15 protein-coding genes and 1 pseudogene are annotated in these 20,864 nt (G+C 37.3%); 10 read left to right on the plus strand and 6 right to left on the minus strand.

Annotation, left to right across the window (positions count from 1 at the left end):
- Positions 1 to 8: 8 nt before the first annotated feature.
- The gene (locus C7K43_RS00975; protein ID WP_124005125.1) at positions 9 to 797 is read right to left on the minus strand and encodes a glycyl-radical enzyme activating protein; all 789 of its coding nucleotides are present in this window, start codon (positions 795 to 797) and stop codon (positions 9 to 11) included.
- Positions 798 to 947: 150 nt separating this feature from the next.
- On the opposite strand from C7K43_RS00975, the gene C7K43_RS00980 reads away from it, so the two are divergent.
- The 7 genes from C7K43_RS00980 to C7K43_RS01010 all read left to right on the plus strand — a co-directional run bounded on the left by C7K43_RS00980 (position 948) and on the right by C7K43_RS01010 (position 11,460).
- Positions 948 to 1,691, plus strand: a complete 744-nt coding sequence (locus C7K43_RS00980; protein WP_124005126.1) for a DeoR/GlpR family DNA-binding transcription regulator — start codon at positions 948 to 950, stop codon at positions 1,689 to 1,691.
- A 501-nt stretch (positions 1,692 to 2,192) separates the two neighbouring features.
- A complete protein-coding gene (locus C7K43_RS00985) occupies positions 2,193 to 4,631 on the plus strand; it encodes a glycyl radical protein (protein ID WP_124005127.1) in 2,439 nt (812 codons plus the stop codon).
- A gap of 149 nt (positions 4,632 to 4,780) precedes the next feature.
- Entirely contained in the window at positions 4,781 to 6,532 is a 1,752-nt protein-coding gene (locus tag C7K43_RS00990; RefSeq protein ID WP_124005128.1) for a sigma-54-dependent Fis family transcriptional regulator, read from the plus strand.
- 318 nt (positions 6,533 to 6,850) lie between these two features.
- Positions 6,851 to 8,203: a dihydrolipoyl dehydrogenase gene (gene lpdA / locus C7K43_RS00995; protein WP_124005129.1), complete on the plus strand. Its 1,353-nt coding sequence runs from the start codon at positions 6,851 to 6,853 to the stop codon at positions 8,201 to 8,203.
- A 15-nt stretch (positions 8,204 to 8,218) separates the two neighbouring features.
- Complete coding sequence (locus C7K43_RS01000) at positions 8,219 to 9,187, plus strand: thiamine pyrophosphate-dependent dehydrogenase E1 component subunit alpha (RefSeq protein WP_124005130.1); 969 nt, start codon at positions 8,219 to 8,221, stop codon at positions 9,185 to 9,187.
- 20 nt (positions 9,188 to 9,207) lie between these two features.
- Positions 9,208 to 10,239: an alpha-ketoacid dehydrogenase subunit beta gene (locus C7K43_RS01005; RefSeq protein ID WP_124005131.1), complete on the plus strand. Its 1,032-nt coding sequence runs from the start codon at positions 9,208 to 9,210 to the stop codon at positions 10,237 to 10,239.
- Positions 10,240 to 10,254: 15 nt separating this feature from the next.
- Entirely contained in the window at positions 10,255 to 11,460 is a 1,206-nt protein-coding gene (locus C7K43_RS01010; protein WP_124005132.1) for a dihydrolipoamide acetyltransferase family protein, read from the plus strand.
- 782 nt (positions 11,461 to 12,242) lie between these two features.
- On the opposite strand, the gene C7K43_RS01015 is transcribed toward C7K43_RS01010, so the two are convergent.
- Positions 12,243 to 13,384 (minus strand): IS3 family transposase gene (locus C7K43_RS01015; protein ID WP_124005133.1). Its coding sequence is split into 2 segments (ribosomal slippage): positions 12,243 to 13,153 and positions 13,153 to 13,384, totalling 1,143 coding nucleotides; the frame shifts between segments, so codons are not numbered across the junction.
- 457 nt (positions 13,385 to 13,841) lie between these two features.
- On the opposite strand from C7K43_RS01015, the gene C7K43_RS01020 reads away from it, so the two are divergent.
- From C7K43_RS01020 to C7K43_RS01030, 3 genes are all read left to right on the plus strand, one after another.
- Positions 13,842 to 14,909 (plus strand): PQQ-dependent sugar dehydrogenase, encoded by a 1,068-nt coding sequence (locus tag C7K43_RS01020; protein WP_124005134.1) that lies wholly within the window; start codon positions 13,842 to 13,844, stop codon positions 14,907 to 14,909.
- 161 nt (positions 14,910 to 15,070) lie between these two features.
- On the plus strand, positions 15,071 to 15,934 hold the full coding sequence (locus tag C7K43_RS01025) for an aldo/keto reductase (protein ID WP_124005135.1): 864 nt from the start codon (positions 15,071 to 15,073) through the stop codon (positions 15,932 to 15,934).
- Between the two features lie 38 nt (positions 15,935 to 15,972).
- On the plus strand, positions 15,973 to 16,347 hold the full coding sequence (locus C7K43_RS01030; RefSeq protein WP_124005136.1) for a DUF2255 family protein: 375 nt from the start codon (positions 15,973 to 15,975) through the stop codon (positions 16,345 to 16,347).
- A 66-nt stretch (positions 16,348 to 16,413) separates the two neighbouring features.
- Here C7K43_RS01030 and C7K43_RS01035 read toward each other — a convergent pair whose 3' ends face one another.
- From C7K43_RS01035 to C7K43_RS01050, 4 genes and pseudogenes are all read right to left on the minus strand, one after another.
- Entirely contained in the window at positions 16,414 to 17,220 is an 807-nt protein-coding gene (locus tag C7K43_RS01035; RefSeq protein ID WP_124005137.1) for an ABC transporter ATP-binding protein, read from the minus strand.
- Positions 17,217 to 18,128, minus strand: a complete 912-nt coding sequence (locus tag C7K43_RS01040; protein ID WP_124005138.1) for an ABC transporter permease — start codon at positions 18,126 to 18,128, stop codon at positions 17,217 to 17,219. The genes C7K43_RS01035 and C7K43_RS01040 overlap by 4 nt, the downstream gene beginning before the upstream one ends.
- A 41-nt stretch (positions 18,129 to 18,169) precedes the next feature.
- Positions 18,170 to 19,144: pseudogene (locus tag C7K43_RS01045) on the minus strand (ABC transporter substrate-binding protein).
- A 404-nt stretch (positions 19,145 to 19,548) separates the two neighbouring features.
- Positions 19,549 to 20,700, minus strand: a complete 1,152-nt coding sequence (locus C7K43_RS01050) for a hydroxymethylglutaryl-CoA synthase (RefSeq protein ID WP_124005139.1) — start codon at positions 20,698 to 20,700, stop codon at positions 19,549 to 19,551.
- Positions 20,701 to 20,864 lie beyond the last annotated feature (164 nt).

The following is a 20,864-nucleotide window of genomic DNA, read 5'->3' on the forward strand; positions in this document are numbered from 1 at the left end:
GGGGGCATTTACCTTACCAGACAAGAAATATTATAATTTTCTATAATGTCTCTAAAGTAGTCTAAATCTTCGGTATGAAGTTGAGGGACATCTTGCATTTCATATTTCCGATTCAAGTTTTCGTACTTTTTTTGTCCGAATTGATGGAAGGGTAATAGCTCTATCTTTGTGACGCCCATTTTATTAAATAAATGAGCGAACTGTTCGGCGTCTTCTGAGCTGTCGTTAAAATTAGGGATGACTGGGATTCGCACTGTTAAATTCTGATGCTCTTGCAAAGCACAACCTAAATTTTTTAAGATTAATTTGTTGGTAGCGCCGATTCCTTCCCGATGTTTTTTAGGATCATAATGTTTTACATCGAAATATAAGGCATCTACTTGTTGAATAAATTTTTCAAAAACTTGAGGTCTTGCTTGCCCTGTGGTTTCTGAAGCTGTGTGGATTCCTTTAGTTTTTAATTGTTTTAATAATTCAGTCGCAAATTCTGCTTGATACAACACTTCGCCGCCTGAAAGCGTAACGCCACCGCCAGACTCTTCATAAAAAGGAAGATCTTTCATGACTTCATCGATGATTTCATCAATTGTTTTATACTCACCTATAGTCGTATATTTTTTCTGCTGATTATTCCACATTTTTTCGGGTTTACCACTTTGCGATTCTGGATTAGCACACCAATAACACCGTAAAGGACAACCTTTAAAAAAAACGACTGTACGGATGCCAGGACCGTCATGAATACTGAACTTTTGAATATTAAAAATACAAGCTTGTAATGAAGTTCGTGTTGGCATATAAATCCCCTTCTTTTTTATTCACGTTTAGTTTATCACATGAATTAACAAACGTAAACATTTTATGTTACGAACGAAAGCAAAACCATGAAAAATTGTTAGGAATGTGTAAATATGGTATTCTTAATAAAATAAAAGTGAGGGATGACGATGTCTCGAGTAGAAGAAATTATTTCTATAGTAAGTGAAAATAAAAAAATAGAAGTCAATGAATTGGCCGAGTTGTTGCAAGTATCACGAGTGACTATTCGAAAAGATTTAGATAAATTAGAAGCTCGAGGGATACTTCATCGGCAACATGGTTTTGCTGTTTTAAATAATCAAGACGATATTAATTATCGTTTGGCAATTAACTATGACTTAAAAAGGAAAATCGCAAAAGAAGCAGCCAAATTAGTCAAAGATGGCGAAACTGTGATGATTGAATCTGGTTCAACTTGTACGCTGTTGGCGGTAGAGTTAGCGCATCATAAGAGGGATGTCACGATCATTACGAATTCCAATTTTATTGCCTCTTATATTAGAAAAGCTGAATCCGTTAAAATTTTACTGATTGGCGGGGAATATCAAAAAGATTCGCAAGTAAACGTAGGGCCTTTAGTAAAAAAAGTAATCAGCGATTTTCATGTAGACAAGTTGTTTGTGGGAATTGATGGATTCGATGAACAAAGAGGGTTTACCGGCAGTGATATCACTCGTAGTGACACGGCCAATACCATGATGACTTCAGCTGACAATACGATTGTTTTAACTGATTCTAGTAAATTTTCCCAAGTAGGGGTGGTTTCAGAATTTGCTTTTGAAGATATTTCTAAGGTGTATACAGATAGTCGTATCGCAAAAGAAAAAGTTAAATTTTTAGAAAAACAAGGGATTAAAGTTGTGACGGTTTAATTAAATAACTTGCTGGAAAAGAGCTAACCAACTTATGTTTAGTTCTTTTTTGTGCTAGTTTATTACCTAAGCGTAAAATTTAGTAAGACAAGGCTTATAGTAACAGGAGGCAATTTCTTTCATACATCCCACCGTTATTCATAATTATTGGAGGCACATCAAGGAAGTTACCTCCAATAATTTAACGATTGGTGTTACATCGTGGAAGTTACCTCCAATAACATATCGATTGGAGGCACATCGTAGAAGTAGGCACCAATAATTTACCGATTGGAGGTATATCGTTTAATGTCCCACCAATATGTTTACAGATTGGGGGAACGTCGTTTGATATCCCACTAATCGCTTTGTCATTTAAAGCTACACTGCTATTTTTTTAAACATAAGGACCCAATTTTCATACATGCTCTTACTACTTCTTTTTGAACTTTGTGAATAAATGTGCTATATTTGTTACGAAAGAAACTTTTATTAGTTTCAAACGAAAAAAGGAGAATTGCTATGGGGATTCAGTTAAAAGAAAGAGCAACGAATGAACCGCCACATTTTGGATTACTGACCGATCGTATGGATGAATATCGTGAAGCTGTATTAGAGAAGAAGCCTTATATTTGTGCTGAACGCGCTCTGTTAGCCACTGAGGCTTATAAGGAAAATCAAAACCAACCCAATGTCCTCAAACGTGCCTTGATGTTGCAAAATATTTTACAAAAAATGTCGATTTATATTGAAGATGAAACATTGATTGTCGGTAACCAAGCTGGTTCCAATCGAGATGCTCCGATTTTCCCAGAATACACCTTAGATTTTGTAATGGATGAATTAGATAAGTTTGAAAAACGAGACGGCGATGTGTTTTATATCACAGAAAACACTAAAGAACAGCTCCGTTCTATCGCTCCTTTCTGGGAGAATAATAATTTACGTGCTAGAGCAGGGGCTTTGCTGCCAGAAGAAGTACAAGTTTTTATGGAAACTGGCTTTTTTGGAATGGAAGGAAAGATGAATTCTGGCGATGCTCATTTAGCTGTCGACTATCAAAAGCTACTTGAAATTGGTTTAAAAGGATATAAAGAACGTACCTTAAACGCCAAAGCAGGTTTAGATTTAACCAAGCCAGAAAATATTGAAAAATACCATTTTTACAACGCCGTTTTAATTGTAATTGATGCTGTGAAAAATTTCGCAGAGCGTTATGCCAAATTAGCCAAAGAAATGGCGAAAACAGCTAATACACAACGTCAGACAGAATTACTTGAAATAAGCCGTATTTGTGCCAAAGTTCCTTACGAATCAGCAGAAACCTTTACAGAAGCGATTCAAGCGACTTGGTTTATTCAGCTAATTCTACAAATTGAATCAAACGGCCATTCATTGTCTTATGGACGATTTGACCAATATATGTATCCATTTTTAAAAGCGGATTTAGAAAAAGATGTGATTACAGAGGACGAAGCCGTGGAACTATTAACCAATCTTTGGATCAAGACATTGACGATCAACAAAGTTCGCAGTCAATCACATACTTATAGTAGTGCAGGTAGTCCTTTATATCAAAACGTTACGGTAGGTGGGCAAACAAAAGATAAAAAAGATGCAGTCAATAAACTTTCTTTTTTAGTTTTGCGCAGTGTGGCTCAAACAAAATTACCGCAACCTAACTTAACGGTGCGCTATCATGCTGGATTAAACCAAGAGTTTATGAACGAAGCGATAGAAGTAATGAAGTTAGGATTTGGTATGCCGGCTTTTAATAGTGATGAAGTGATTATTCCATCCTTTATCAAGTTTGGGGTGGCTGAAGAAGATGCCTATGATTACAGTGCCATTGGTTGTGTTGAAACAGCTGTACCTGGTAAATGGGGCTATCGTTGTACGGGCATGAGCTACATGAATTTTCCTAAAATTTTGATGATTGCGATGAATGATGGGATTGATCCAGTATCAGATCGTCGTTTTACACAAAGTTATGGCTATTTTAAAGACATGGAAACTTTTGCAGAACTAGAAGATGCTTGGGATAAGACAGTAAGAGAATTAACGCGAATGAGCGTTATTGTTGAAAACGCCATTGATTTAGGGATTGAAAAAGAAGTCCCAGACATTCTTTGCTCTGCTTTGACAGAAGATTGTATCGGTCGCGGAAAGACAATCAAAGAAGGTGGCGCCGTTTATGATTTTATTTCAGGATTGCAAGTAGGTATTGCCAATCTTGCTGATTCACTAGCTGCGATCAAAAAATTAGTCTTTGAAGAAGGCAAAGTAACTCAAGAGGAGCTTTGGGAAGCGTTGATGACAGAATGGGCAAGTAAAAGAAGCCAAGAAATTCAGCAAATGATTATCCATGATGTACCTAAATATGGCAATGATGAAGATTATACTGATCAGTTAGCGACCAAAGCCTATGTCAGTTATATTGATGAAATCAAAAAATATCCGAATACTCGTTATGGACGAGGTCCTATTGGAGGTATTCGTTATTCTGGAACTTCCTCGATTTCAGCTAATGTAGGACAAGGTCGCGGCACCATGGCGACGCCAGACGGACGTAAGGCATGGGCGCCATTAGCAGAAGGATGTTCACCATCTCATAATATGGACCAAAATGGCCCGACTGCTGTATTGAAGACTGTGGCAAAATTACCTACAGAGGATATTTTAGGTGGTGTCCTGCTTAATCAGAAAGTAAATCCACAAACACTAGCTAAAGAAGAAGACAAACAAAAATTAATTATGTTGTTGCAGACTTTCTTCAATCGACTAAAAGGTTATCACATTCAATACAATGTAGTATCGAGGAAGACTTTAATTGACGCACAAAAACATCCAGATAAACATCGTGATTTGATTGTACGCGTTGCTGGATACTCTGCTTTCTTCAATGTATTATCAAAAGCTACCCAGGATGACATCATTGAACGAACAGAGCATGCAGTTTAAAAATTATTAGGTGAGGGCGGCTAAAATTTAAGCCGCTCTTATTATTTTTCTTAAAAGTTGGTAAATATTAGTTAATGCTTATGAAAGCGTTTTTATTGAAAGCTAAAAATGTTAAAATGAAGTTGAAAGAAAATAATGAGGTGACCAATATGCATCAAGAAATTTGGCAGCGGTTTATTAATGGAGATGAAAAAATTGTAAACAGTTTACCAGAAAAAATTGCTGATTCTTGGCAAATATGTTATGCGAATCAAGTGGATCCTTATCTTCATAAACCGCGCAAAGTGATGACGGCACAGGAGTTGAAAAGTCAACGAGAAAAACATCAGGAGTTAATTCAACTCGTTAAAAAAGAAGTAGTTAAATTGCAAAATCATTTAGAAATGAAGTTACCGCTGTTTGTTCTAACGGATGAAGTTGGTAACATTTTGTGGCGCGATGGTAGTCCTCGTTCAAAAGGCTATGCCAATGATATCTTTTTTCAAGAAGGCAGTGGTTGGTCGGAATTAGGTGTAGGTACAAATGCGATTGGATTAGTCCTAAAAACGAAATCACAAGAATGGATCACTCTTGATGAACATTATTCTGTTGCTTCTAGAAGTTGGAGTTGTGCTGCTTCTCCGATTTTTGATGAAGAAAATCAATTAGTTGCTGTACTTGATATTTCTACCTATCAGAATAATTCATCGAAAGACGCTCAATTATTATTAGGAGCTGTCACACAAAAAATAACAAATACAATCATTTATCGTTATTTAGAGCGCAAGAAGAGTCTACTTTATTATGTGGTTAAACATTCAGAAGATGAACTTTTATGTGATGAACATTTTCGTATTATATATGCTCCTGATAAATACGCAGATGAATTCCCAGTTAGCGATGATATTCGTAGATATTTAAACAATCAGTTGATTTACAAGCAAGAAGAAATCTATGTAGATGAAGAAGTAGTGGGTTACCGTTTCCTACTGAACGACCTTTCATCAGTTCAGAACAGTTTTTATTATACGGGCGTACCAAGTCAGAATGAAAACTATCAGAAGTTTTTGAAGAAAGCGGTGGTGTTTAGCACTAGTGATCTACCGGTTCATATTTATGGAGAAACGGGGAGTGGGAAAGAAATTATCGCCGAAACGATTCATTATAATAGTTCGAAAAAAAGCGGCCCACTTGTAGCACTGAACTGTGGAACATTGAATGAAGATCTACTAGAAAGTCAGTTATTTGGCTATGCTCCAGGTGCCTTTACTGGCGCAGATAGTAAAGGACATATAGGGAAAATTGAACAAGCTGATGGAGGTTCATTGTTTTTAGATGAAGTTGATAGTATGTCACAAAAAATGCAGACTGCTTTGTTGCGTGTGTTGGAAGACCAACAAGTAACACCAATCAATGGTTTACCTAAGAAAGTTGACTTTCGTTTAATTACTGCGAGCAATCATAATTTAAAACAAGCTGTTACTGAACAACGTTTTCGCCAAGATTTATTTTATCGTATCTACGTCGGACAATTAACGATTCCACCATTACGAGAGCGTTTGACAGATATTCGTCCGTTGATCCGAGATTTTTGTGCGCGAAAAAAATGGATAATCAACTGGCAAGAAGAGATCTTTCAGGTAGCTAAAAATTATGCTTGGTATGGAAATATACGTGAGTTCAACAACTTTTTAGAACGTCTTTATGTTTTCTATTCGTCAGAGCGACCATCTAAACAAGAAATTTGTGAACTAATTGAAAGCGGAAGCTTGCAAACATTAGACATAAAGACAAATAGCGAGAAACAGGCGATCGAAAGAGCTTTAGAAAAAGAAAAGTTTCATATATCAAATACAGCTAAGAGATTAGGTTTTTCACGTGCAACACTTTATCGAAAAATGAAAGCATATAATATGAAGTAACCCAGCCGCAAACAACTGAAAGATATTTTGTTGTTTGCGGTTATTTTGTGTGAGACAAAATGAAACAACGTGTTTCATCTCTCATGTAGTTAAACATCCGTCTATTTTTTATCAAAAAAATTGTGAAAAAACCACTTGTCTAAATAATTACTATGATAGATATTTTTTAATTTTTAATAGAGAGTTAACCTTAATTTGTGAAAAATATATTTTATTCTACAGTTTTTTTAACTTGGTATAAAAATTGCTTCTATATAAATGAAAGATGGTAAAGAAGATTGATGTTTTAGCAATTTAGCAAGAGGAGGTTTAGTGAAAATGGCAGATTACGATCTGGTTGTTATTGGTTCTGGCCCAGGTGGTTACGTAAGTGCGATCAAAGCAGCTCAAAAAAGGAAAAAGACGGCAGTGATCGAGGCAAAAAATATCGGCGGAGCGTGCTTGAATGTAGGGTGTATTCCATCAAAAAGTTACTTAACCCATGCGCAATGGCTTTTGTCTGCAGAACAAGCGAATCAATATGGTTTGCAGGTTAATAAAGAAACACTTGATTTTGCTAAAATGGTTCAGCGTAAAGACCAAGTTGTACAGACTCTACGAGGAGGGATCGAGCACTTATTTCAAAAGTATAAAATCGATTATATAGAGGGGACCGCTTCATTTGATCAAAAGCAACAACTGTTTGTAAATGGAGAAAAAATCAGCTATACAAATGTACTTTTAGCTTGTGGTAGTCACCCATTTGTCCCTCCAATTAACGAAGTTGATAAAGTGGATTTTCTAACAACTGACACGTTTTTTAACCTAGAAGAATTACCAAAAGAATTAACGGTGCTCGGTGGCGGTATAGTTGCTATTGAACTAGCATTTGCCATGAAACCTTTAGGTGTAAAAGTAAATTTAATTGAAGTTGCGCCGGATATTTTATTAACAGAAGATAGCACAGCTAGGCAAACAATGAAGAAAAAGTTGCAGCAAATGAAAATCGATGTGACCACTCAAGCAAAAATCGAGAAAGTGGAAAAAGATGCTGTTGTATTATCAGACGGAACAAAAAAATATTTTGAACAGTTATTAATCGCTACGGGTAGACAAGCAAATTTGGAAGTTCCGCAACAATTGGGTTTAAAGTTGGATGAAGCAGGACACTTTGTTAAAGTAGACCAGCACTATCAAACCAGTAAAAAAGGAATTTATGCTATTGGGGATATGATCGGTGGTTTCCAATTAGCACATGCTGCAAGTGCGGAAGGACTACGTGCAGTAGAAGCAATCTGTGGAGGAGCAACCTATCCAGTTGATCAAAATACGATTCCACGTTGTTTATATACAGATCCAGAAGTTGCAAGTTTTGGTTTAAGCGAAGAAGAGGCCAAAGAAAACTATGATGTGACCGTCAAAAGCTTTCCCTTTGCTGGCAACGGCAAAGCACTAGCTTCTGTAGAAACAGAAGGTTTTGTCAAAATTATTAGTGAACAAAAGTACCAGCAAATTTTAGGTGCAGTAGTAGTTGGCAGTCATGCAACAGAAATGATTCACACGATTTTAGCAGTGAAAGAATCTGAAGGGACCGTTGATGAATTAGCTCAGACAATTTTTGCTCACCCAACATTGTCTGAAGTTATTGGGGAAGATGCAAATAGTATCATTGATCAAGCTATCCATGGATAAAGGGAGGAAATTTACATGAAAAAAATAAATAAAGAACGAGCAAAATGGATATTGCAAAAAATGGAAGACATTCGGCATTTTGAAGCCGCTGCTAAAAAACTTTTCGCAGCTGGTGATATTCCGGGATTTGTTCATTTGTACGCAGGTGAAGAAGCTATTGCGACCGGCGTTTGTGCCCATCTGTCAGAAAATGACTCAATTACGAGTACACATCGGGGTCACGGTCATTGTATTGCTAAAGGCTGTGACTTAAAAGGGATGATGGCAGAGATTTTAGGCCGAAAAACGGGCCTATGTAAAGGTAAGGGAGGTTCCATGCATATCGCTGATATCGATAAGGGAATGCTTGGTGCTAACGGCATTGTTGGTGGAGGTATAACACTAGCAACTGGCGCTGGATTGCGTAACCAATATTTGAAAACAAAAGATGTTGCCGTATGTTTTTTTGGTGACGGGGCATCAAATGAAGGAAGTTTTCATGAAGGCTTGAACCTTGCTTCTATTTGGAAATTGCCAGTTGTTTTTATCAATGAAAATAATATGTATGGTGAAGGAACGCCTCATCAATATGCTTCAAGTACCGAAACGATTTCAGAACGAGCGGTTGCTTATGATATGCCTGGAGAAACTATCGACGGTAAAGACGTGGTTGCCGTATATGAAGCAGCGGGAAAAGCTATTGATCGTGCTCGTAAAGGTAATGGACCTACATTGATTGAATGTTTAACTTACCGAGATCATGGGCACTTTGAAGGGGACGAACAAAAATATAAAGCACGTGAAGGAAAAGAAAAAGAATTAGCCGACCGTAATTCTGTTGATGAGTTTAAAGACTACGCTCTTAAAGAAAAATTATTAAGCAAAAAAGATATTGAAAATATCAATAAGCAATCAGAAGAAGACGTACAAGAAGCAATTGATTTTGCTGAAAATAGTTCAATTCCCGAACCAGAATCACTATATGAAGATGTTTTTGCTGAATAATTAAAAAAGGAGAGAGTAATATGGCTAGACAAATTACTATGATGCAAGCAATAAATGAAGCTTTAGAGCAAGCAATGGATAAAGATGAAAACGTATTTTTGATAGGTGAAGACCAATCCGGTGGCGCGACAGTTGAGCATTTAGAAGAAGAAAATGAGGATGCCTTTGGTGGTGTTTTTGGAGTAACTAGCGGGCTAATGGGGAAATTTGGACGTGAGCGAGTAATGGATACACCAATTGCTGAGAATGGTTATATGGGAACAGCTGTCGGCGCTGCAGCGACTGGATTACGTCCCGTAGTAGAGCTAATGTTTAATGACTTTATTGGTTACTGTCTTGATACCATCTTAACGCAAGGCTCAAAAATGCGTTATATGTTTGGCGGTAAGGCTAAAGTTCCTTTAACCATTCGTACGACTCATGGCGCCGGAGCGGGTGCCGCAGCTCAACACTCGGGTTCATACTATGGCCTATTCGGTGCTATCCCGGGCGTCAAAGTTGTTGTGCCATCGAACGCTTATGATGCCAAAGGTTTATTGCTTTCGGCGATTGAAGAAGATAATATGGTCGTTTTTTCAGAAGATAAAACGCTTTTAGGTACTAAAGAAGTTGTCCCCGAAGACTACTATAAAGTAGAAATTGGCAAAGCTAAAGTAAAACGTGAAGGCACAGATATAACCATTGTTACGATTGGGAAAATGCTTTACGTAGCCTTAGATTTAGCCGAAAAATTAGAAAAAGAAAGTGTATCTGTTGAAGTAATTGATCTTATGACAGTTTCACCTTGGGACCAAGATACAGTAATCGAATCAATTAAGAAAACAGGTCGCTTAGCTATAATTGACGAAGCAAATCCACATAATAATACAGCGACTGATATTGCTTCAGTTATCGGAGATAAAGCATTTGATTACCTTGATGGCCCTATCAAATGTATCTGTGCACCAGATACTCCCGTACCATTTGCCTCGAATTTAGAGCAGCTGTATCTTCCTAATGTAGATCGCGTAATGGATACAGCTTCTGAAATTATTGAGGATTTAAAACAATAAAGGAGGCGAAAAAGTATGGCAACAGAAATTATCATGCCAACGTTAGGTTTAACGATGACAGAAGGTACGGTAGACGCTTGGCTGAAAGATGAAGGAGATCAAGTTGAAAAAGGGGAAGCAGTATGTACGATCAGCTCAGAAAAACTCAGCCAGGATGTTGAAGCACCAGAAGAAGGAACGCTTATAAAAATATTAGTTCCCACAGGTGAAGTAGCTCCTTGTAAAGATGCGATTGGTTTAATCGGCGAAGCTGGTGAAGAGGTTTCTTCAGAAACTGAAAAAGAAGACACGACCGAAGAAACTCCAAAAGAAGAACCATCAGACAAAAGAACTGAACCTGTAAAACCGAAAGATGAAAAAGCAAAGGGCGATCGGATTTTTATTACTCCGTTAGCTAGAAAAGTTGCTAAAGAAAAAGGCATCGATTATTCTCAAATCAAAGGTACTGGCGGCAATGGACGGATCACACGACGTGATGTCGAAATGTTCCAACCTCAAGAAGAAAGCGTCACAGCTACGACAGTAACCTCAGCGGGTGCTGGTTTAACTGGTATGAGGAAAACGATTGCACAACGTATGACATCAAGTCTACAAAATACTGCTCAAGTAACAATTCAGCAAAAAGCTGACGTGACCCAATTGATGGCTTTCAGGAAAGAAATTAAAGAAAACGCTGGAATGCCGTTAACAGATGGGCAAATGAGCATAACCACTCTACTATCTAAAGCAACGATTTTAGCGTTACAGGTCACACCTAAAATGAATGCTTTATATCATGATGGCAAATTGGAAGAATTTGCTGAAGTTCACTTAGGTATGGCGGTGGCGCTGGATGAAGGATTAATTGTTCCAGTGGTACAAAACGCCGATAAAATGACGCTAACTGAGTTAGGTAAGACTTTAAATGATCGCATCGAAAAAACACAACAAGGAACGTTAGAAAGTGAAAATTATAGCGGTTCGACATTTACCATCACTAATCTAGGAAAAGGAGGCGCAGAATACTTCACCCCTATTTTGAATCCACCAGAAACAGGAATCTTAGGTGTCGGTTCTATGCTTAACGAATTAGTACTTGATGAAGAAGGACAAGTTGTCCAAAACCAAAAATTACCTTTAAGCTTAACGTTTGATCATCAAGTAATTGACGGCGCGCCTGCAGCTGACTTCTTAGGTAAGATAATCAGCTATCTGGAAAATCCATATTCACTAATTTTGTGAGAGTAAAAAAAGCAAACGAATGCTGACTTAATTTTTTAGCAACAGAAGCTACCATGAATTTAAGGAAAAACAGCATCAAAATGGTTGAATTATGTGGTGGACTTGGCGTTTTTAGTGCTACAAAAATCAAAAAAATCGTTGCTCCTAGGGACCGTTTACTTTGACAATCATCAAGATTTTTAAAAACAAAGTGGAGATAACTCACTTTAATAAGAAGAAGCTTGTAAAATGTAAAAGGTACATTATGCAAGCTTCTTTTGTTATAATTCAGTTGTTACAGTAAAAAATTACTAAGACCAAAAAAATTAAGTAAAAAGTGCACGTATAGAAATCGTTGAGAAAATTAGGTAAAGAAGAAGAGATTATTAAATACATTGAATTTATGAATAGTATTTGTTCAGTATATGATCCAATTAAAAATCCTATTAAATAATCATAAAAATTTAAGCTTTGTCACTAAAAAAATTGAGGACAGAATATAAGGAAATGGAGACAGTAGATAAAATGAAAATTGGGATCGAAAAATGAGTGAAGAACTATTCCTGATCTTTTTTCGCTTTATTATAAGCTTAATGAATAACGCTATTGCGTTTTGCTCTGGTTTTACGTCAATATTTTGGACACATTTTTCGAGAGTCTTTTTTCGAAACGAATCCACTCTCGAGAATGTCATCGTTTCCGCCTAATATCAAATGGAGAATCGTATTTGACATTAGGCGGAGACGATGACGAGCGGTTCTCGTGGATAAGTTCCTCAAAAAATGTGTAGGAGAAATCTAGCCCTACGCCAACATTTTTGCTTGATCTTCCGCTTGCTGGGGCGTTAAATAGTTGATATTGCCATGAATACGTTCGCGATTGTACCAACCGTTAATGTATTGGAATAAGGCGAGACGCGCTTCTTCAAAATTTCTGTAATGTCTCAAATAAACTTCTTCTTTTTTCAAAGTCGCATGAAAAGACTCAATGCCTGAATTATCATAGGGGGTTCCCTTACGACTGTAAGAATGACTTACATGATATTGAAGGAGAAGGTTTTCAAATTCATAACTTGTATATTGTGTGCCTAAATCTGTTTGAAGAATCAAATGTTTGCCATCTTTTAATTGTTGATTTTGCACGGCTTGATGAAAAGCGTCCACTACAATCGAAGTCGTCATTTGTTTGCCATAAGAATAGCCGATAATTTTACGAGAATACAAGTCCATGACAGAAGCCAAGTAAGTCCAGCCCTCTTTTTTTGTATGGATATAGGTGATATCTGCAGCCCATTTTTGGTTGATTGAAGTCGTAGAGAAATCTTGTTTTAAGAGATTTTCACGAGAGGTTACTTTTTCATGATTTGTCGCTGGCCGATATTTTTTTCGAATAATGGAATGAATCCCGAGTTCTCGCATCAACTTTTGAACGCGTTTTAAACCCACTTTCCAACCGTCTTGGGTTAACTTATAGGTAATTTTGGGAGCGCCGTAACGGTGCTTGCTTTTCTCGTAAATCTGTAGAATTTCTTGTTTTAATTGCTCGTTTTCTTGGCTCCTTTGGCTTGGACGACGATACTTGGAAGCATAGTACGTCGACTTCGATACCTCGAGCACGTCTGTTAATGTTCGCACGGGGTACTCCTGGCTTTCTTCCTCGATAAGGTCATAAAGGAACGAATCATCGGCTATTCTTTCGTGAATAGGGTGATAGCTTTTTTTAGGATATCATTCTCCTGTTTCAAACGATGCATTTCCTTCTCCATTTGTTGGAGTTCTGCTTGACTTTTTCCGGTTTCTTTATCCGGAGTATATGCTTTCTTCCATTTATAAATCGTTTGTTCCGCAATCCCATATTCACGCGCCAAAGAAGTCACACTTTGTCCTTGTTCATTCAATCGAAGGACCAATTCTCTTGTTTCTTGGTTATATTGCTTAGCCATCATTAGACATCCTTTCATAGAATATTATAGTACTCTACGAAAATGTGTCCATAAAACTAACCTAACACCACTCCTTGATCAGCAGCTGAATGAACTTTGTTTTCCTATTTCTTTAACTATTACTTACCTTTTTTGTAAGAAATCTTTATTTATTTGAATTTAGTAATGTTTTTTGTTTACAGTTGTTAGCTATCTGTTAGTGCAAATTTAATGTTAGAATTTAGCAACCCCTTATTTTTGTCGGTGTTATTAGGAAGACTATTTTAGTCAACTTCATGGTTAATAACGATTTTAAATTCATTTTTATTTGACTTAAAGTTCAGGTTAAGCTGTAAGATAGATTATAGAAAGATTTAGTTTTTATGCAATTGTAACTTTTGTAATCTTAAATTTGTTACTTGGAAGGCAGTGTAGTATTGGTCGCGATATGAAGTAAATCACTAGTAGGAGTGATTCTGAAATGAAAAAAAGCACTATTATTCTTTTACCACTTGCTTTTTTATTGGTTAGCTGTTCAACAAATGGCTCTGATGAAGAAACTGAAACGACTGATGTACCGCAGGCGACAGATAATACAGAAATTCTAACTGAAAATTTAGAGATTCCTTGGGCAATTGAAAAAGATAATGATACTTTTTACATGACTGAAAGAGAAGGTACGATTGTTCAATTAACAGATGGAAACCTCAATCGTCAGCAAGCCGTACTTGATGAACCAGTGTCTACTGCTTCTGAGGCCGGTCTGCTTGGATTTGTGTTAGCTCCTGACTTTTCAGAAACTAATGAAGCGTATGCGTATTATACGTATGAGAATGAAGAGGAGCAATTTAACCGGATTGTGCGGCTGCATTTGGATGATGGACAATGGCAAGAAGTAGAAGTATTAATAGATCGAATACCTAGCGGACCTTATCATCATGGTGGCAGATTAAAAATTGGTCCTGATGATATGCTTTATGCAACGACCGGAGATGCGGCGGATCCAGAGATAGCCCAGGATCTTGATTCTTTGGGTGGGAAAATTTTGAGATTAAACTTTGATGGTTCTATTCCTGAAGATAATCCTTTTCAAAATTCTTATGTATACAGCTATGGTCATCGTAATTCTCAAGGAATAACCTGGACGGAAGATGGAGAAATGTATGCTAGTGAGCACGGTGATAATGCAAACGATGAAGTGAACTTAATTGAAGCAGGAGAGAATTATGGTTGGCCACAAATTGAAGGGGAAGAAGGGCAAGAAGATATGGTAACACCCTTATTTACTTCTGGTGAAGATGAGACTTGGGCACCTGCAGGAGTAACTTACACAGATGAAAAATTATATGTTGCAGCTTTGCGTGGTAGCGCAGTTTTAGCATTTGATTTAGTAAGCAATGAGGTACAAACAGTTACTTCTGATTTTGGCCGCATTCGTGATACTTACATTGAAGGTGATGACTTATACTTTATAACCAATAATTTAGATGGTCGTGGTAGCGGTAGCGAAGGTGATGACCAGTTGATAAAAATGAATCTTTCGGAATAATTTAGTGCAAGACCGAATAAACTGACAAATAAAACTGAGAGTGATAAAGTTGAATTGGAAAGAGGGTTTGCATTTCAAGCACTCGAATGAAGTTGGTAACAGCTCGCAAGAAAATTTAGTTTATAAAATAAAAAGCAAGTTATGCGAAAGGGGAAAAGAAAATGAGTATTTTAACAGAACAATACACTTTATCTAATGGTGTAAAGATCCCTAAAATTGGCTTTGGTACTTGGTTAGTGGATGATGATAAAGTAGCTAAACCAGTAGAAGATGCAATAAAAGGCGGTTATCGTCACATTGACACCGCACAAGCCTACGAAAACGAGCATGGTGTAGGTGAAGGCATACGTAATTCCGGTGTGGCGCGTGAAGATATTTTTGTCACAACGAAACTAGCGGCTGAGATCAAGTCCTATCCTGAAGCAGTAGAGGCAATTGGTCAATCATTAAAAACAATGGGCGTCGATTACCTTGATATGATGATTATTCACAGCCCGCAACCTTGGAATGACTTCCGCTCTGGAGAACATTATTTTGAAGGGAATCTAGAAGCTTGGCATGCAATGGAAGAAGCTTATAATGATGGAAAAATTCGTGCCATTGGTGTTTCTAACTTCGAACAAGAAGACCTTGAAAACATTCTCGAAAATGGGACTATAAAACCAATGGTCAACCAGGTCCTTGCACATGTAAGTAATACACCTTTTGATTTAATTCAATATTGTCAAAAACATGACATTTTAGTTGAAGCTTATTCTCCAGTTGCCCATGGTGAAATACTAAATAATCAACAAATCAAAGAATTAGCAGAAAAGTATAACGTAAGTACGGCTCAATTGAGTATTCGTTATTGTTTACAATTAGGTTTATTACCATTACCTAAGTCAGAAAATCCAGATCATATACGCAGTAACGCTGAGTTAGATTTTGAGATCTCTGCAGAAGACTTGAATAAACTAAAACAAATGGAACGTATTAAAGATTATGGAGATGCTAGTTCTTTCCCTGTATTTGATCAAGGTTAAAAAGTCATTTACTGGTTAAGTTAGAAAGGAGCATTTTTATGAGTGGATGGAAACAAGAAGAACTTGATGCTATTGCTAAAGATGACAATTTGTATATATCTATCCCAAACGCTGATGGTTCAATGCATAAACCTACTTGGATTTGGATTGCACAAGCTGGAGATGATTTGTACTGTCGTGGCTACGCTGGTACAGATGCGCGCTGGCATCAATCAGCCAAAAGAGAAGGAAAGGGTCATATTTCTGTCGGCGGAGTAGAAAAAGACGTTCGTTTTGAATTCCCTACTGATAAAGAAACCAATGATCAGGTGGACGAAGGTTACCGTCAAAAATATGGAAATAGTTCTTATCTAAGTCCAATGATCACTGAAAAAGCACGGCAAGCCACTGTTCGGCTTATACCGGCTAATTAATAACTTAAAGAGCTTCTAATGACAAAAGCTTCTTACCAGAGTAAATAAAACTGGTAAGAAGCTTTTTTAGGTGTTTAACAATAATTGATCATCTTTTAATTTTGTTCCGCTATTTTGCTGGAAGAGATCCATCAATTGACCCACTGTAAGGTTTTCCTTTTCTTTTCCGGAAAGATCGACGACAATTCTTCCTTGATGTAACATAATCAATCGAGTCCCATATTGGAGGGCGTTTTCCATATCATGGGTTACCATAAATGCGGTTAATTGTTGTTCATCGATTAATTTTTCAGTTAAGTCCATCACTGTTTTAGAGGTTTTAGGATCAAGTGCTGCTGTGTGTTCATCTAATAAAATCAAATCAGGACGTTGTAATGTGGCCATTAAAAGTGTGATCGCTTGTCTTTGCCCCCCCGAAAGTAATCCGACTTCAGCAGTTAATCGGTCTTCTAGACCTAAATTTAATGTTTTCAACTGTTCTTTAAAAAAAGGACGATTGGCAGACTTAACGGCTAAACCAAATCCTCGACTCTGTCCTCTTTTTAAAGCCAAGGCCAAATTTTCTTCGACTGTCAAACGGACTGCTGTTCCTAATTTAGGATCTTGAAAGACCCGACTAATTGATTTTGCGCGTTTGATGACGGACTGTTTGGTGATATCTTTGCCATTTAATTGTATTTTGCCAGTTTTGGTAGGTAATGCGCCTGCAATACTATTAAGTAAAGTGGATTTTCCTGCACCATTTCCGCCGATGATGGTAATGAATTCACCGGGATTGATCGTAAGATCGATCCCTTTAAGAACGTGGTTTTCGTTATTGGTTCCTTCTTCAAAAACCTGATGCAAGTTTTCAATCGATAAGACTGGATTCATTTTGCTACACCTCCATTTACTTTTTTCTTTGAACCGAATTTCCCGCGAAACTGTCCTAAAGAAAGGCAGAGGACAAGGACAATCGCTGAAGCAATTTTTGAATCGGCTGGTTCTACGTCGAATTCAAATACAATCGCTAAAATGAAGCGGTAAATGATTGCACCTAAAACGACGGTAAATAGACGAAATAGTAACGGTTTATTACGAAAGATCACTTCAGCAATAATAATGGAGGCAAGTCCGATAACAATGGTGCCAACTCCAGAATTTAAATCAGCAAAAGAATTATTTTGAGCAATTAAGGCGCCAGATAGAGAAATACAACCATTAGAGATCATGTAACCGATCATCTTCATATTATCTGTATTGATACCATTGGCTTCACTCATTTCGATATTATCTCCCGTTGAACGAATCGCCAGTCCCAGTTCTGTTCGAAAGAAAAGAAACAATAGAAAAATGACAATCAATGAAAACAACGCGCCGACAATGATGGTGGCATTAATATTGGAAAGCCCCATTTCTTCTAAGGGAGAAAAAACTGTTTTTTCACCTAGAAGAGCGATATTCGGGGCATTCATAACTCTAGATGTGACGGAGTATAAGCCGGTCATAGTAATGATCCCTGCAAGCAGTGCCGGTATTTTTAGTTTTGTATGGAGTACCCCAGAAACAAGACCTGCCAGGATGCCACCGCCAAAACCAAACAAAGTAGCTGTCCAAGGAGAAAAGCCGTTGGTGATCGCAACTGCAGCTATACCTCCACCTAGAGGAAAGCTGCCTTCAGCTGTTAAGTCGGCGATATCTAAAATACGATAGGTGAGAAATACACCAATCGCAAGTAACGCCCAAACAACACCTTGGGAAGTTGCGGATTGTAAAATAATTCCTAAACTACTAATTGTCATATTTATTCCTCAAATCTAATAATTTTTTGGCAGTGATTGAGTTACTCTGGTTCTTTAATGCTGTCTGGATCGATGTCTAGTGCTTGTGCCATTTCTTCATTGACATGAAGTTTCAACTCGTTTGCTTCTTCGACCGGCATATCGCTAGGTTGTGCATCACCATCAAGAATTTTGGCCGCCATTTCTCCAGTTTGCTTACCTAGCGATGCGTAGTCAATCCCATAAGTTGCTAAAGCACCACCTTCAACTTGTTCGATTGAACCAGCGACAATTGGCGTTTTCGTTTCTTTAGCTACATCACCGATGACGGTAGCTGCACTGGCAAAAGTGTTATCAGTTGGTACATAAATACCGTCGACATCTTTAGCCAAACTAGTTGTTACTTGTTGCACGTCATTGGTAGTATTAGCCGTTAAAGTTTTGACTTCTACGCCAGCGTCCTCTAAAGCTTCTTGGGCTAAATCAGCTTGAATTTTTGAATTAGCTTCACCAGCGTTGTACATAATTCCGATAGATTCAGGTTCGTCAATAACACTTAAAAGCAAATCCGTTTGTTTTGCAATATCTGGCACCATATCAGTGGTCCCTGTTACATTGCGGCCGGGCTCTTCATCGGATTCTACTAGCTTAGCTTCGGCTAAGTCAGTAACTGCAGTGACTACAATCGGAATATCCGAAGTTTCGTTAGCTAATGATTGGGCTGCTGGCGTTGCAATTCCTAGTAATAAATCGGACTGGTCTTTGGCTAATTTTTCACTCATACTTTTTAGATTGTCTTGGTTGTTTTGAGCATTTTGATAATCAATTGTAAGATTTTCCCCTTCTTCGTAACCACCTTCAGCTAGCCCTTCTTTAAAGCCTTCATAAGCAGTATCTAAAGAATCGTGCTGGACTACTTGTAAAACCCCCACTTTTTTTGCCCCGTCTGCGTCTTAGTTGCCAGCAGCCTCGTTACCACATGCAGCTAAAGCTAAAGTACTTAATGCTGTTAAAACTAATAACCCACTCTTTTTCATTTCTTTTCCTCCTCAAATTTTATAAAATAAAAAACCATTTAGACAACAAGTCCAAATGGTTTGAAAAATAACTACATTCATTGTTTTATTTCAGCCATTTTGGAATTGTCCTTATGGCTAAAATCCACTAAAAATTGCTCTAGCCATAGTTAGATATAAAGGTGATAGCACCGCTCATATCCAAAAGGCTGGATATAAGCTTATCTAAAATAGCTAAAGTAAAAGTTATTCAATTGTGTTGGTAAGCTGTAAGGTTTGTTGTTCATAATTAACGCCTCCACATTGAATTGTTACTAAGTATAAAGAAGGCTTAGAGGAAAGTCAATATAAAAATCAAAATTTTCTGATTTTTTTGCCTGAAGAGAAACTCTTAAAGCAGGGCCGCTACTTTAAGAGTTAAAAAGTTATTCCTTATATTGTCGAATTGTATTGACTAATTTGGTAATGCTATAAGGTGTTTGATCGTGGAACTCATTTGTAATACTTGTATCTAATTGGTCGGAAAACATTGCTTCATATTGTTCGATCGATAATTTTGAGCGTTTCTTGAATTGCGTTTCATGTAACTTTTTCAATAAATGTTCTTGATACCCTTTAATGAGTCGCATGCTGAAGAATTCTGCAACTGAACCCGAACCATAGCTGAATAACCCGATTCGATCATTTGCTTGTAAGCTCTGAGAGTTTTCCAAAAGTGAAATCAATCCTAGATACAATGAACCTGTATACATATTGCCTGTTTTTCTGCTGTAAATCGTACTTTCTTCATAACGAGCAAACAAACGATCTTTTTCTTCTTCGGAAACGTCTGTTAAAATTGACGTTAAAGCTTTTTTTCCCATCTTTGTGTAAGGAATATGAAAAGTAAGTGCAGCATAATCAGATAAAGGGATGTGGTTTTTTTTGATATTTTCTGCCCAAACTTTTTGAAAAGATTGGATATAGGTTTCATTCGATAAGGCACCATCAACCAAAGGAAAGTCATGGCCAACCGGTCGCCAAAAATCATAAATATCTTGCGTCAACATCACATTGTCATCTTCAAAAGCTAAAATTTGTGGATCCGCACTGACTAACATCGCTACTGCACCAGCGCCTTGGGTGGGTTCACCACCAGACTCGAGGCCGTATTTTGCAATATCGGTTGCAATAACCAATACTTTTTTGTCAGGATGCAATAAAACATGATCTTTTGCAAATTGTAATCCGGCAGTAGCGCCGTAGCATGCTTCTTTAATTTCAAAAGAACGAGCGAAAGGTTGAATACCTAACAAGCGGTGCAATACTACCGCTGATGCTTTTGATTCATCAATTCCTGATTCAGTAGCGACAATCATCATATCAATTTGTGCTAAATCCTCAGAGCTTAAAATATGTTGTGCTGCATTGGCAGCAAAAGTAATAATGTCTTGTGATTTGGGGTTAATCGCCATTTGATCTTGGCCGATACCAATATGAAATTTAGCGGGGGCTACCGCACGAGCATTTGCAAGTTCTGTCATTTCAATGTAATAAGACGGAACAAAAAAACTGAGTTTATCTATACCAACGTTCATAATGTTCTCCTTTAAATAATTTATACATGGTTAAAATTAACATACTTTAGGTAAGTTTAGGGAAATTAAATTGATAATTTAAAGATTGTTAAAGATTGACTAGTAGGATGTAAGACGTAAAAAGAACCATTTGTTTTTTTTGTAAAGAATGCTATAGTTCATTT

Origin of the sequence: Tetragenococcus koreensis (assembly GCF_003795145.1) — a bacterium.
Taxonomy (GTDB): domain Bacteria; phylum Bacillota; class Bacilli; order Lactobacillales; family Enterococcaceae; genus Tetragenococcus; species Tetragenococcus koreensis.